Genomic DNA, 13,799 nt, shown 5'->3' on the forward strand with positions numbered 1-13,799 from the left:
CAGAAGTGGTCGGGAAAGGGGACAGGGAAACATCCGCACGCCGGTCGGGTTTCCGGTTCAGTAGGCTACTAAGTGGGCTAACTTAAGCAGCAGCCAGACTGGCATGGTGGGTCGATCAGTTCCTGTTCAGGCCGAATTTCCGTGTCATAAGCGCTGCCTTGTAGTGGGACTCGGGCCGAGTTCACTTCTGAGGACGGTGTACTCGGACCGAACACGCGGAGGAGACTGAAAACGAAGTGACGGGCGTGGTCTGTCTTCGTCCTCGTGCCTTCCCGGGCTGCGCTGGCGAGGGCAAGCTCGCGGAGGGCGACGTTCCCGCCGTGGCCGTCACGCGCGTAGGCCGTCCACCGCCCAAGGATGCGCTCCGCGCCGTCGGCCTTGCCGACGTACTGCTTGCCGTTGGTGGAGTCTGTAATGAGATTGATTCCTTGGACCTCGGACAGGGCCGCGCGCCAGTCGGCGTAGCGAGGATCTTCCACCATGTCGCGTAGTTGGTGGTAGCTGAGCAGCACGCCATCGAACCCAGGGAACTGGACCTTGTCCCGGTCGGCGATCTCCAACACAGACATGCGCGCCGCGCTGGCGGAGGCGGCGCTTCGGTGCCAGCTGCGGGGAGTGTCCCATTCGACCACGAGCCGGTCGTTGAGCGGCGCGAGGAAGCCTGACCGGCGCAAGTCGAAGAAGCGGCTCGACTCGGTGCGATCTGCGGTCACTTCGCCGTGGTTCTCGAAGGTACCCCACAGGCGGGAGCGGCGCTGGCCGTCGGCGACGAGGATCACCCAGTATCGGGGAGGGTCTGTGGGGAAGCGACGGGGCGAGAGGTCCTGCTCTCTGGTGTAGGCGAGGACTCGCTCCTCGGTCAGGTCCTCCGGACCGCGCAGAGCCCCGGGGTCGCCCGGCTTGAAGGCGTGGCGGATGACGTGTACGTGTTCCGGCCGGACCGTTGGGTCATAGTCAGCGCCCATGCCAGTGAGCACATGACCGAGGTGAGTTGCACGGGAAGCCGCTGTGGCCGAGACCGGCGTCTCGGCAGGCCCGCAGAGGGCAAAGGGTTGCAGATCAGACACGGGAACACCTTATGCCACCGGCTCGGGCGTTCTTGCGTCGAATTGACAGGCTACGTTCATCTCAGGAACGGATCCTTTGCTGAGCCACGAGTCTGGATCGGTGCCTCGACGTGACCATAAGGGACGCACTGCAAGCAGCGGTCGCCAGTTCCAGGCCCGGCAAGGCCGCCGAATCGGGTAGCCCGCTCGCCAATACGCGCTCTCCTGCACTGAGGCGAACGTGCAGCGTCGGCTGAGCCTCGTTAGGCTCTCATCATGGATGAGAAACGCCGCGGCGAAGAGTGGAAGAAAGACGATCGGGTCGTATACATACACAGGGATCCCGAACGTCAGGACCGTGTCCTGGGCACGATAGTCGACAGGAGTTGGGGAAGAGACAGCGAGAGCCTCCCCATCTGGCGCTTGCTTGTTGTTGCCGACGGAGAGACGGAAAGCTGGGCAGCTGATCCAGAGCAGCTTCAGGCGGCCACCGACGAGCTGATCGCAGAAATTTCGCAAGCCCAGGTGGTCCGTTCCCCTGTTGGAGAGGTAGAACCTCCACCAGTTACACCCGTCGATCCAAATGTTTTCCCTGAGTCTCCGCCCGACCCGACAGAGTTTGGACCTGTGTACGCTTCCGAAATGAGGGAGTACCGCAAGAGGAAACGCCGCTGGGAAAAGGAGCGGGAACAGAGAGGTCAGCAATAGAAACTGAAGGTAATTAGCTTGACCTCGCCGAGCGCAGGCCCGGGCTGGTGGGCCCAGCACTCGAAAGCTCGCTAGGGCCGATATCGGCTGGAACGCCGGCAAGGTCGCGGTGAGCGGCCGGCCAACGGGCATCGTATCCCACCCTTTTGGACGATCATGCTTTGGGGTGTCCTCCGCAAAGCGCACATGGATTTTCATGCCGACGCACCGGAACGAGAGTTTGGCCGTCCCGCTCATAGCGGCTCGGTTCACCCACTCATTGGAGGGGGATCCGATGAGCAGTGAACAACTTTTGCCGGAGGCGTGAATGGTCAGGACGTCCGCGATCCGTGCCCGCTCCGGATGCGCGTGCTCGACCTCTGCGCGCCAGCCGGGCGCCATGTCGACTTGGAGCGCAAATACGCCGGCTGTCCGATTCTCCAAACCTCAGAGGATACGTCCCTCGTGCCGGCTTCCGGGCATGACATTTCAGGACCGGACGCGCACCCTGGCTGGTACCCGGACCTGTTGCGTCAGCAGCTGATGAAGATCCGCCTGAACAAGATACTGGTCTTCAAGGGTTACGGCCAGGGCGTAGGACTGCGTCTCGTAGGCAGGGTGGGATCGCGCCCAGGTTTGGGCTTTGTGCGTGACCACAACAAAAAAAGTTTCATCGTCATCAGTGAAGGAATTGCGTGCAGTCCATTGCCGCAGCTGCAGCGTGCTGTTCGTGAAGGAGTTGCTGCCTGGCGTCATCTTAAGTCTGCGCCGGTCCTTGATGAGGTCCTGCGCGTCATCCGGATCCTGCTTAATAAGCATGTCTGCGAGCTCGTCAGGATCGATGTCACGGTAGATGTCCAATTTCATGGATGACGCCAGGTACTCTCGCCGCTGTCTTCTCACCGGAGGATCGTAGGCAAGTGCGATAGTAATCGTTCGTTCCCCTCCGCTCCCGCGTCTGAATATCTCAGGAAGCGGCAGAGGATGGATCTGGACGGTGTCGATGGGCATGGCGCCGTCGTAGGTCATGGTCGTTCTCCGGGCCTCGCTGTCGATGGAGCGGCGGCTGGACGGCCGGCCGTTTCCGTACATGCCCGTGCGGCGATGAAGGTCCCCGATCGCGGTAGCTGGTGCTGTGGGAGCGGCACCCGATACGAGAAGTGCCCGGATGAGGTTTGCTGAGGAATCCGGGTATGCGTAAGCAATATCAGCTGCCACGCGAGCTACTGCGGGTGCGGCGAAGCTTGTCCCGATGACGGATGCGAATAATCGCCCATCACCACTTCGGAAGGATGGCGTGACCATGCCGGTTCCAGGTTCGTTACGCACGATGTAGCCGGAGTCGTTGATGACCAGGTTGCCACCGTAGTGAGAAACATCAGGCTTATTCATGCGCCGTACTGCTGTACCGAGCCCCGGTCCAGTCCGGCTGAAACATGAAAGTTCATCCTCGGCCGAGACGGCCTGCCAGCCAAACCTGTTCGGCATCTCTGCAGCGGCACCGCTCAAAGCCATTGAGCCTACAGTTATGGCGAGAGCTGCCGGGCCGGGTTCTGCCAGCCTGTGTTCCGGGGAGAAGAAGTATTCGGGTTTGTCGTGGAGTACGTGGTGGCCGCTGTCAGTTCGTCCATCCATGGTCGTCCCGGTGTTGCCGGTGGGCACGACGACGACAATGTTCAGTTCCCGAACCAAGTCGTCAATTGTCTCGGTCAGGGGGCCAACGTGGAGGTCATCAAACGGCTCCGCGTAGCCTACTGACAGATTGAAGATCCTGACTCCGTAGGTGCCGTGAAGATGCCGGATGGCCTGGCTGACGATTTCGTGCGGAAAATCGTAGTTTGCGAAGCGTGGTGGTGAATCGGCACGGTGGGGGTCCGGCTCCAGTATCCGCACTACGCGGACTGTGCCCAAGGCTGTGATGGGACGAAGTTCTCGGATTTCGTCTGCCAGGTTGGGGTAGAGAACGCGTCCGACGACTTCTGTGCCATGGTGGCCCTGCATCTGCCACTCGTAGCAATCAGGAGCGAGGGAATCGACAGACTGGACGAGCCCCGTCAGTAACGGATGTGCGGAGGCGGGGGCGTCATCGAGGACACCGACCGTGGCGCTTGGCTCAGTGGAGAGACTGAGTTCGTCAACGGACAGGTTCCTCCACTCGCGGAAGTCCAGGAATGGCACTGGGGGTGTTCTGACCAGTTCCACGACGCTGATTTCCAACAAGTCTTGCAATCCTTGTTCATCAACTTCGACGCGCAGAAAGTTCCGACGGGCGGAGATGGAGCGCAGCAGGACGCGCCCTTGAGAAGCCGCCAGGATGGCCTCCACTGTGGTGGCTCTCCGAACAGCTTCGGCATAGCTGCCCGCAGCCCATAGGCCAACGTCGACGACGATCGTTCCGCTGAATCCGGTGAGCCCTTTGACGCCGGCTCCTCGCCGGTCAGCCGGACCGTAGGGTTCGATGTCATTTACGGCATCGAAGAATGAGTGTAGTAAGCCTCTGGTGGAGTAGTTCGAGATAGCAGTTGAAAGCGCCGTACCGTTGTCTTCCGACATGACGAAGTAGGTGTAGTCCACGGTCTCGCCGAGAATCTGGAGACCGCGGCCTTCAAACCCGCTGTCTGTAGGCCTGGACGCGGCTCGGATCTTGAAAACGAGGCCAGGATCTACCCCTTGATCGATTCGTCGCGGTGCCCTGACGACCTGAGTCAGTTGGGTCTTCAAATGGTTTCCGTGCCGTCCCCATTGACGATCAGGGCCTCCACCGCCGCTTCCGGATGCTCGCCGTGATGGAAGCCGACGAGGGTCGGGCAGCAGGAGATGATCGGCCATTGTTTCCTAACTCACCAGGGACGGGTGACCACAGCGGAGAGCACGGCATCGAAGTCCTCGGGGCCCACGGCCTCGGCGTTCCTCAGCAGTGCCTCTCGGCGCGCATCAGTAATTAGTTTGTCGACAGCCGCATGCGGCAGCCCCTTCAGAGCACTCGCGTATCGCTCAATATCGACGGGGGCATGGGCAACGCTTCGGAGCCGAAGCCGAATGAGTCTGCGAATTTCATGCACCGTTGGTTTTCTGAACGTGAGGACTTCATCAAAGCGGCGCCAAAGGGCCTGGTCTAACAGGCCTGAGTGATTGGTGGCTGCAAGAAGGAGGCTCGGCCCTCTGTATCTGTCCGTCATCTGCAGAAAAGCTGTGACGACTCGCTTCATCTCTCCGTGTTCCGATTGGTCATCACGGGATCGTCCCAACGCGTCGAACTCATCGAAAAGTACGACGAACGGGGCTTGATCTGCGTAGTCGAGGATCCGTCGTAAGTTGCTTGCGGTCTCTCCCAGATAGGAGGAAACAACGGCGTCCAGCCTAACCAGGAGGAAAGGACGACCCAATTCAGCTGCCAAAGCCTCTGCTGCGGTTGTCTTGCCGCAGCCAGGCGGCCCCTCAAGCAGAATGCGCTGTCGGCGACCGATGCCCGCTGCATCGAGGGAAGGCCACTGCCGTACTTCCCTGCTTAGGCCGTCGAGTGTCTTGACAACTTTGGTATCAAGAATCAGGTCTTCCAGGAGGCGCTCAGGCTCCTTAACTTCACCCAGATCCCACTCACCTTCGCGGTCCTTGGGCGGCGCAGGAACAATTACGGTGGCTCCCGAATCGATTGAGCCGCCCCCGGACACAAGAAGCCTCTGAAGATCTCGTGCCAATGCGTTGTGATGCTTGGCTTGCTCCTCTTCAATAATTTCAGTTGCAGCACGACGAAACGCCAGCTCATCCCGAGCATGGAACGCTTTGAATATCTCTTTGAGATGTCGGCCGGCCATCCACCCATCGTAGCCTTGCGCCAGCCGCTCTCTAGGCGACTCACGGAACGATAGATAGGCAGATCTGTGCCTCGCGGCGCGCAGAACGTTGGCTTCAGTCGGCCCAGCGTCGCCCTAGCGGTCCTCTCGTGCCACCAACGCGGCAGTCTTCGAGGCTTTCCAGCTGTCCAGTTCTTAGCGACCTTGGAGTGCTGCCGCACAGCCCTTTGGCCTGGGTTGAAGCGCAGAGTTGCCGGCTGTGCGAGTACGCCATAGAAAAATTTTGCCAACAAATACGTTGCAGACAAAGCAAAAGGCCCCGCATCCCTCATAAATAAAGGGAAGCAGGGCCTTTCTCATTGGCGGTGACGGTGGGATTTGAACCCACGTTGGCTTTTACACCAAACAACATTTCGAGTGTTGCACCTTCGGCCGCTCGGACACGTCACCAACTGAAATAGGGTACCGGAGTTCAGCCCGGTTCCCCAAAACGAGGCCCCGCGGACCAACGGGAAGACCAAGACAAAACACAGCCAACTTCCGTCCGCAGCGCCCCACCGATAGATTCGTAAGTACCATGACGATTTCGCAGCACCACGAACAAGAACACGAAGCACGGGCCTACTGGGTCACTGAGACCGGCGATGGCGAGCTGCGCCGTGAGGCCCTGCCCGCGAGGCGAGACGGGGAAGCCCTGGTCAGGACCCTGTACTCAGGCGTTAGCCGAGGCACAGAGCGGGTGGTCCACGAAGGCCGCGTCCCGGAGCGAGTGGCTGATCTGATGCAGGCCCCGCACCAGGAGGGTGACTTCCCGGGCCCGGTGAAGTACGGCTACCTGAACGTCGGCATTGTGGAAGAAGGCCCGGACGAATGGCGAGGACAAACGGTCTTTAGCCTGCATCCGCATCAGGACTTCTACGTGATCCCCACGAGCCAACTCACGGCCATCCCCGATGAAGTCCCCGCGAAACGCGCCGTGCTCACGGGCATCGTTGAGGTTGCCATCAATGCGCTCTGGGAAGCCGGACCGAGGCTGGGAGACCGTGTCGCCGTCGTCGGTGGCGGTTTGGTGGGTGGCGTTCTGGCGACGCTGCTGCGGAAGTATCCGCTGGGCCGCCTGCAACTGGTGGACGCGGACCCGGAGAAGCAAAACCTCGCGCAAAAGCTCGGCATCGAATTCGCCGAGCCCGAAGACGCCAAGAACGACAACGACATCGTCTTCCACTGCTCCGCCTCCAATGAGGGCCTCAAATTGAGCCTCCAGCTGGCCGGCGACGACTCCGATGTCATCGAGCTCTCGTGGTTTGCGGACAAGGAAGTCACCCTGCCGCTCGGCGAGGATTTCCACGCCCGCAGGCTCAATATCCGCTCCAGCCAGGTGGGCGCCGTCGCCCTGCCCAGGAGGCACCGGCGGTCCAACGCCCAGCGCTTGGAGCAGGCGGCAACCGAACTAAGGGACCCGCTGTTCGACACCTTCATGACCAGCGAATGCCTGTTCCAGAACCTGCCCGCCACGCTCACAAAATTGTTCGAACGACCCGGCGGTTTCTGCCACGTGGTCGCCTACCCCCACCCGGAGGATTAATACATGTTCAGCTTGACCGTCCGACGCCACTTCATGATCGCCCACAGCCTTCCCCGCGAAGCGTTCGGCCCGGCCCAGGGCCTGCACGGCGCCACGTTCGTAGCCGAGGTCACCTTCCGCCGGCCCAACGTCAACGACGACGCCATAGTCCTTGACATCGGTGCCGCCGGCGGCATCCTCGAGGAAGTGCTCGCCGACCTGAACTACAAGAACCTGGACGAACACCCCGCTTTCAAGGGCAAACTCTCCACCACCGAAGCGCTCGCGAAGCACATCGCCGACGCCATGGCCACCCGAATCCAGGACACTGCGGACGGTCCGGCCCTCACCGGCATCGACGTGGTCCTCCGCGAAAACCCGGACGCCTGGGCAGGCTACTCGCTGGAGCTCCCGGTCAAGTAAACCCGGTCAAGTAAGTGCACATCCGCTTCCTGGTCCCGGGGAACGTCCGGCACGGCTCCGGCGGCAACAAGTACAACGCCAAGCTCGCCGAGCACCTGTCCGCCTTGGGCGTCGAAGTTGAAACAGTAACGGTCGACGGCGACTGGCCGGTTGGGAGCCCCGCGGACCGGCAGCGCTTCGCTGACATGCTCGACGGCGCCACAACAGCGATTGCCGACGGCTTGGTGGCGAGTGGGGCGCCGGACGAGATCGCAGGCGCCGCAGGTAAAGGAACACGGGTCTGGATCCTGTCCCACATGGCGTTGGCGGACCATCCGGATCTTGAGGCCAAGGCGCTGGCTGCGGCGACCGGGATCATTTGCCCGAGCGCCCATGCCGCCGCGGAACTGCGAGCCAGGCACGGGCACCAGGACATTGTCGTGGCCACACCCGGGGCTGTTGAAGCAGACCCTGCCAAGGGATCGCAACCGCAGCACATCGTGGCTGTCGCGGCGTTGTTGCCTAACAAGAGCCAACTCGAACTCGTGGAGGCCCTCAGCCACCTGCAGGATCTCCCCTGGACCGCGGCGCTCATCGGGTCCAACGACGCTGACCCGAGGTACGCCGCGGAGGTGAGGGCCGCCGTCGAGCATCACGGGCTCCAAAGCCGCATCAGCGTCACCGGTGAGCTGACCGGCGAGGCCCTCGAGGATCAGTGGCACAGGGCGGACCTCAGTGTCCTTATTTCACGCTCCGAAAGCTATGGAATGGCGGTCTCGGAGTCGTTGGCTCATGGCATCCCCGTGCTTGTGCGGAAGGGAACGGGAGCAGTGGAAGCACTGGGTGACACAGGGGCGGGCACTGCCTTGGAACTCCCAGAAACCGGGAACCTCACCAACACCCTCCGTAGCTGGCTCACTGACCCCGCGCTCCAAGAGCGTTGGCGGACCGCCGCCCTCAAAGCCCGGGACCATCTCCAAGGCTGGGACACCACCGCGACCATCGTTCTGAAAGCCCTCACGTAGCAGCGGGGGAGGGTGCAGAATGGGGCCATGACGAGCACAGTCCAGACCGCAACTAGCACGGTCCAGACCCTCCCGGCCACGGAAACCCTCACGCCTGAGCGCCTGAGGGCGTGGGCCTGGCAACGGCAGGGACTTGACGGCTCGCTGAACGGCAAGACTTCCGAAGAAGTCCTGGACCACGCCGGCTGGGCCCGCTCGGTAGGAGGCGCCAACCCCTACCTCACATTGTTCGCCAGGGCGGGAATCAGCCGCGAGCAAGCAGACCGGGACGTCAAAGCGCTGAAAATCCACGAACTCCCCACAGCCCGAGGATGCACCTACGTCCTGGGCCAGGCCGACTACGCTTGGGCCCTCCAGATCGGCCGCGACGCCGCCATAGCCCCCTTCAAAGTACTGGCAAGGCTGGGCGTCGAACGCGGTGAGATTACCCTCCTCGAGGACGAGGTGGAGCACGCCCTCAAAGAAACCAGCAGTCCCATGGACCCCAAACAACTCCGGGATGTGCTGGGCGACTCGGTCCGCAGCCTGGGCGAGGAAGGCAAGAAAAAGGGCGCCTCCACCACGCTGCCCACCGCCTTGGGACTCCTGCAGGCAGACGGCCGCATCCGCCGCGTCCCCGTCAACGGCCGCCTCGACCAGCAGCGCTACGCCTACACCAAATGGGGCCTTCCGCCCGGCAAACTGGACGACGACGGCGCCCGCCGCCTTTTGCTCGAACGGTACCTGCGCTGGACCGGGGGAGCGACCTTCAAACAGAGTCAGTGGTTCACTGCGTTCACCGTGGCTCAAAGCAAAAAGGCGCTCGCCGCCATTGGCGCAGTGGAAGTGCCCACAGCGTGCGGTGAGATCCTGTGGATGCTGCCCGCCGACGTCGAACGCTTAGCTGACTTTGAAGAGCCCGGCGACGAGCAAATCCAGCTGCTGGCAGGCACCGACTCACTGGTCCTCCTCAGGCGGAACTCGGCAGACATGTTTGCGGACGAGGACAGGGGCAAGAGCGTCCTGGGCTCCACGCTCGCGCTGCAGGCCGACCTCCCGGACCATCCCATCCTGGACCGTGGGAGGATCATCGGGCTCTGGCAGTACGATCCCGGCAAGGAAAGGATCGCGGCGTGGACCTTCGATCAGCCGACAGAGGCGGTCCGCGAAAGAATCACGCAAGTAGAAGCATGGATTCGGGACGAACTCGGCGATTTCAGGTCGTTCAGTTTAGATTCCCCGGCATCACGCCAAATCCGGATCGACGCGCTGGATGAGGCCGCCGGACGCTGACGCCTTCAACGAACCAGCTCAGCCCGAGCCATACGGCCTGGTGATCGCCTCAAGGAAGTGCCCGTCAGGGTCGCAGAAGTACATCCCACGGCCGCCGTCGTTGTGGTTGATCTGTTGTTCGCGGGAACGGGCAGGATCGGCCCAATAGGGGATGTGTTCCGCGGTGATCCTCAGGAAGATCTGATCGAACTCCTCCTCGCTGACCAGGAAGGCGTAGTGCTGCGGGGCGATCTCCCCGGAGGCCTCAAGGAAGTCCAGCGCTACGCCGTTCTCCAACGCCACGGTCACGAAGGACCACATGGGCTGCGGCTTCGGAAGCCCCAAGATGCGGGCCAGGAACTCCGCCGAACGGTGCTTGTCCGTGGCGTAGACGATGGTGTGGTTGAAAGAGACAGACATGATGTGCTCCCACTTGGAAAGATCAGACGGGGCGGTGCTCCACGGCCGGTACCCGGTGTGTAGCGAAGAAGTCCCTGAGCAAGGCAGCGCACTCGTCCTCGCGAACGCCCGCGTACACCTCCACCCAGTGATTGAGCCGGCGCTCGCGGAGGATATCGAAGACAGACCCCACGGCACCGGCTTTCTCGTCCCACGCGCCAAACACGACGCGGGGAATACGGGCAAGGACAATAGCCCCGGCACACATGGCGCAGGGCTCAAGGGTGACCACCAAGGTGCAATCCTCAAGCCGCCAACCGTCGCCAGAGGCGCCCGAATCGTGAGCGAGCTGACGCAGCGCAGCGGCAGCTTCGCGGATGGCGACGATCTCCGCGTGAGCCGTCGGGTCCCCGTGAGCTTCCCGTTCGTTGCGTCCGGAACCCAGCACACCGCCGTCGGGCCCCAACACCACGGCGCCAATCGGCACGTCGTCCGTTTTCAACGCCAACCGGGCTTCGTCCAGGGCAAGGCCCATCCAGGCCAGGTGATCTGCGTGATACGGCTCGGTGGCGCTCATGTCTCAATGATAGTTTTGGGGGATGCGCACACTCGTCGTGGACCACCCGCTGGTCGCTCACAAGCTCACCGTTCTGCGGGATAAGAACACTCCTTCACCGGTCTTCCGGCAACTCACTGAAGAACTCGTCACCCTCCTGGCCTACGAAGCCACCCGCGAGGTCAAGACGCAGCCAGTCGAGATCGAAACACCTGTCACCAAAACCGTGGGCACGGCGTTCACTAAGCCCACTCCGCTTGTGGTCCCCATTCTGCGCGCAGGCCTTGGCATGCTCGAGGGCATGACCAAGCTGGTCCCCACTGCTGAGGTCGGCTTCCTGGGCATGGCCCGCGACGAAGAAACCCTGGACATTATCACCTACGCCGAGCGCCTCCCCGAGGACCTCACCGGCCGTCAGATCTTCGTCCTGGACCCCATGCTCGCAACTGGTGGCACCTTGCGCGAGGCCATCAAGTTCCTGTTCAAGCGCGGTGCCTCGGACGTGACCTGCATTTGCCTGCTGGCCGCTCCGGAGGGATTGTCCAAGCTGGAAGAAGAGCTCTCCGACGCCAACGTGAAGATCGTTCTGGCTTCCATTGACGAGAAGCTCAACGAAAAGTCGTACATCGTGCCCGGCCTGGGCGACGCCGGCGACCGCCTCTACGGCGTGGCGGGTTAAGGCATTCACGGTCCCCTTTCTTATTCTCGAGCTGTGGTGCGCTTATCGCAACTGCGGTAGGCTCACATGCCGCCTTGCTCCGAAGGTTGCTTGCTTGCCGCTTCACGCGGTGCAGTGACGCGATGTGCCGGCAGTACTCGTCGTCATTCGGATTCCTTGACTCGTGTCTGCTCATAACGGACTAAGTCTTCCCCGTTGTGGTTCCCGTCACGATTCGTGCCCTGGCTCACTTCAATAGTGGGCGGACCCTCCGCTCCGCGTTGTGATGGGGGACGAATGAGATTGAAACAATTCGCTGCGCTCGCTTGTGCTTCGGCCATCGCCATTTCCCTTGTGGTGCCAGCGGCTGCGCAAGCCAGTGAGCATGATGAATCCGTTAAGGAAACTGCTGAGACGGCGGCCGCCGTCATACAGGAGGCGGTGGTCTCCGCGGGCCAAGACGCGGCTGCTGCCGCGCAACCCGACATAGAGTCGTCCGATTCGGTAACAACCAATGTCAAGGAATCGACCGTAGAAGTTTCAAAGGATGGGGGCGATGCCACTGCATTGCTGGACGGAGGCTCGGACGGATTACAACTCTCATTGGAACTGCCGACGAGCGGTCAAGCTGATGATGCGGAGGTGGCCGGGGATGGTACAACTGTCTTTGCGGACCCAACCAGACAGACTGATGTTGGAATTCAAACGCTTGAAGATGGCGCCGTTGCCGAGACATGCCGTGCGTAAGTGGGTCCTGCTGGGAGCTGCCTTGATTCCGTGGGCACTCGGATCCTTCGCCGTTTATGTTACGTCCGCGCAGTATTCCGGTCTCGGCATCTTCGAGTCTTACGGGGCCTTTGAGGGCGGTTCCAACCTAGGCAACATCTTGTGGTTCCTCGTGTGGACAGGGGTCTCTGCTGCGGTTTGTTGGTTTCTGGTACGAAAGCCGGGCGCCATCGGAGTGATCCAACCCGTGTCTCGCGCACTGTATTGTTACGGCACCCCGGCCGCCCTGTTGGTTTTTCCAGACGCAGCCATGGGATTCGCCATTTCGCACGTCCGCGCGTTCACTGACGACACTGCCTTGCATTCGCCCTTGGTCGAGTTTCTTGTTATCAGCGGCGTGGGGGCCCTGGCTTGCGCTTCCCTCATGTCCCTCGTATTCAGGAAAGAGAGACCGCAGAGGACGGCTTAGGCTATCGAAATCAAACACCCCTACCGGTTTTCGACGCCCCCCGCTAGCCTGTGGCGCATGGACTGGAAACTTGAACTGGTGTTTGTCCCTGTGTCCGACGTCGATCGCGCGAAGGACTTCTACGTCAACAAGGTTGGTTTCAACGCCGATTTCGATGAACGTCCCATGGACGGCATCCGCTTCGTGCAGCTGACACCGCCGGGGTCGGCGTGTTCCATCGCCATCGGGGAGGGCCTCAGCGACGCTCCTCCAGGCACAGCGCCAAGCCTTCAAGTGGTGGTGGCGGACATCAACAAGGCGCACGAGCAACTCAAAGCCAACGGCGTGGATGTCAGCGACATCGACGTCCAGGACTGGGGTCACTTCGTCTACTTCGCTGACCCCGACGGCAACAAGTGGGCGATCCAGTACATCCCGCAGCGGCCAAACGGCTAGGCAGTCTTCGGCCAAGTCACACTTCGGCGCTGTACCCCGGACGTGCGGCAGGATGGAACCATGACCCAACCTGCCGAGCCCGCCCTCCCCACCGGGCCACCCACACTGACCGTCCGCGCCGTCCTTTTCGACATGGACGGCACACTGGTGGATTCAACGGCGATCGTTGAGCAAGTGTGGCTGGAGTTCGCCGAGCGATACGGCTTGGATTTCGACGAGATCCTCCGCACCTCGCACGGCGTCCAGGCCGGCGATACTGTCCGCCGGTATGCGCCAGCCGGCGCTGACTTCGACGCCCTGACTGCCGAGCTCGGTCAGATGGAACGTTCCCGGACAGACGGGGTCATAGCGCTTCCCGGGGCAGAAGCCCTGCTGGCGGGGCTTCCTGATGACGCCATCGCTTTGGTCACCTCGGCGGACCGCATCCTTGCTGAGATCCGCATGCAGGCGGCCGGACTCACCATGCCGTCCACCACGGTCACCGCCGAGTCCGTCACCCGCGGTAAACCGCATCCTGAGGGGTACCTGAAGGCGGCGGCGCTGCTGGGAGCCGACCCGGCCGACGTCGTGGTCTTTGAAGACGCACCTGCCGGTATCGCCGCGGCGCGTGCTGCGGGGATGCGGACCGTTGTGGTGGGCAAGGCCGCTGCCAGGCACAATGCGGAGCTGGAGCCGGGCATGTGGCGGATCCCGGACTACTCGGCGGTGACGGTCACAGCAGCGAAGGACGACGACGGCGGTCACCTCCTGACGCTGACGCTGTAGCTGTTCCTGAGCGGGCTGTTCC

The 13,799-nt window shown here is 62.0% G+C and carries 14 protein-coding genes and 1 tRNA gene; 9 read left to right on the forward strand and 6 right to left on the reverse strand.

Going from position 1 to position 13,799, the window contains the following annotated elements:
- Nucleotides 1–77: 77 nt before the first annotated feature.
- The gene (locus AC1RJY_RS13815) at nt 78–1,067 is read right to left on the reverse strand and encodes a GIY-YIG nuclease family protein (protein ID WP_498602537.1); all 990 of its coding nucleotides are present in this window, start codon (nt 1,065–1,067) and stop codon (nt 78–80) included.
- A gap of 255 nt (nt 1,068–1,322) precedes the next feature.
- On the opposite strand from AC1RJY_RS13815, the gene AC1RJY_RS13820 reads away from it, so the two are divergent.
- Entirely contained in the window at nt 1,323–1,754 is a 432-nt protein-coding gene (locus tag AC1RJY_RS13820) for a hypothetical protein (protein WP_498602538.1), read from the forward strand.
- A 468-nt stretch (nt 1,755–2,222) separates the two neighbouring features.
- Here AC1RJY_RS13820 and AC1RJY_RS13825 read toward each other — a convergent pair whose 3' ends face one another.
- The 3 genes from AC1RJY_RS13825 to AC1RJY_RS13835 all read right to left on the reverse strand — a co-directional run bounded on the left by AC1RJY_RS13825 (nt 2,223) and on the right by AC1RJY_RS13835 (nt 5,977).
- A complete protein-coding gene (locus AC1RJY_RS13825) occupies nt 2,223–4,454 on the reverse strand; it encodes a S8 family serine peptidase (protein WP_498602539.1) in 2,232 nt (743 codons plus the stop codon).
- A gap of 119 nt (nt 4,455–4,573) precedes the next feature.
- Nucleotides 4,574–5,548: an AAA family ATPase gene (locus AC1RJY_RS13830; RefSeq protein ID WP_498602540.1), complete on the reverse strand. Its 975-nt coding sequence runs from the start codon at nt 5,546–5,548 to the stop codon at nt 4,574–4,576.
- Nucleotides 5,549–5,887: 339 nt separating this feature from the next.
- A tRNA-Ser gene (locus tag AC1RJY_RS13835) sits at nt 5,888–5,977 on the reverse strand.
- A gap of 127 nt (nt 5,978–6,104) precedes the next feature.
- Between AC1RJY_RS13835 and AC1RJY_RS13840 the strand changes: the two genes are divergently transcribed.
- The 4 genes from AC1RJY_RS13840 (at nt 6,105) to AC1RJY_RS13855 (ending at nt 9,790) form a co-directional block, all read left to right on the forward strand.
- Nucleotides 6,105–7,112 carry a zinc-dependent alcohol dehydrogenase gene (locus AC1RJY_RS13840; protein ID WP_498602541.1) on the forward strand — a complete coding sequence of 336 codons (1,008 nt, stop codon included), beginning with the start codon at nt 6,105–6,107 and terminating at the stop codon, nt 7,110–7,112.
- 3 nt (nt 7,113–7,115) lie between these two features.
- Nucleotides 7,116–7,514 (forward strand): 6-pyruvoyl trahydropterin synthase family protein, encoded by a 399-nt coding sequence (locus tag AC1RJY_RS13845; RefSeq protein ID WP_210064607.1) that lies wholly within the window; start codon nt 7,116–7,118, stop codon nt 7,512–7,514.
- A 185-nt stretch (nt 7,515–7,699) separates the two neighbouring features.
- Entirely contained in the window at nt 7,700–8,518 is an 819-nt protein-coding gene (locus AC1RJY_RS13850; RefSeq protein WP_498602587.1) for a glycosyltransferase family 4 protein, read from the forward strand.
- A 27-nt stretch (nt 8,519–8,545) separates the two neighbouring features.
- Nucleotides 8,546–9,790: a DNA glycosylase AlkZ-like family protein gene (locus tag AC1RJY_RS13855; RefSeq protein ID WP_498602542.1), complete on the forward strand. Its 1,245-nt coding sequence runs from the start codon at nt 8,546–8,548 to the stop codon at nt 9,788–9,790.
- A gap of 18 nt (nt 9,791–9,808) precedes the next feature.
- On the opposite strand, the gene AC1RJY_RS13860 is transcribed toward AC1RJY_RS13855, so the two are convergent.
- Both AC1RJY_RS13860 and AC1RJY_RS13865 read right to left on the reverse strand, forming a co-directional pair.
- Nucleotides 9,809–10,189: a VOC family protein gene (locus tag AC1RJY_RS13860; protein ID WP_014920778.1), complete on the reverse strand. Its 381-nt coding sequence runs from the start codon at nt 10,187–10,189 to the stop codon at nt 9,809–9,811.
- Between the two features lie 22 nt (nt 10,190–10,211).
- A complete protein-coding gene (locus tag AC1RJY_RS13865; protein WP_011773541.1) occupies nt 10,212–10,745 on the reverse strand; it encodes a nucleoside deaminase in 534 nt (177 codons plus the stop codon).
- Between the two features lie 22 nt (nt 10,746–10,767).
- Here AC1RJY_RS13865 and upp point away from each other — a divergent pair, with 22 nt between their 5' ends.
- The 4 genes from upp to AC1RJY_RS13885 all read left to right on the forward strand — a co-directional run bounded on the left by upp (nt 10,768) and on the right by AC1RJY_RS13885 (nt 13,777).
- Nucleotides 10,768–11,403 (forward strand): uracil phosphoribosyltransferase, encoded by a 636-nt coding sequence (gene upp, locus AC1RJY_RS13870; protein WP_011773542.1) that lies wholly within the window; start codon nt 10,768–10,770, stop codon nt 11,401–11,403.
- Nucleotides 11,404–11,679: 276 nt separating this feature from the next.
- Nucleotides 11,680–12,129, forward strand: a complete 450-nt coding sequence (locus AC1RJY_RS13875) for a hypothetical protein (RefSeq protein WP_498602543.1) — start codon at nt 11,680–11,682, stop codon at nt 12,127–12,129.
- 505 nt (nt 12,130–12,634) lie between these two features.
- Entirely contained in the window at nt 12,635–13,012 is a 378-nt protein-coding gene (locus tag AC1RJY_RS13880) for a VOC family protein (RefSeq protein ID WP_011773544.1), read from the forward strand.
- A gap of 60 nt (nt 13,013–13,072) precedes the next feature.
- A complete protein-coding gene (locus AC1RJY_RS13885; RefSeq protein WP_498602544.1) occupies nt 13,073–13,777 on the forward strand; it encodes an HAD-IA family hydrolase in 705 nt (234 codons plus the stop codon).
- The last annotated feature ends 22 nt before the right edge of the window (nt 13,778–13,799 follow it).

This window comes from Arthrobacter sp. GW822-FHT05G07, assembly GCF_058799755.1.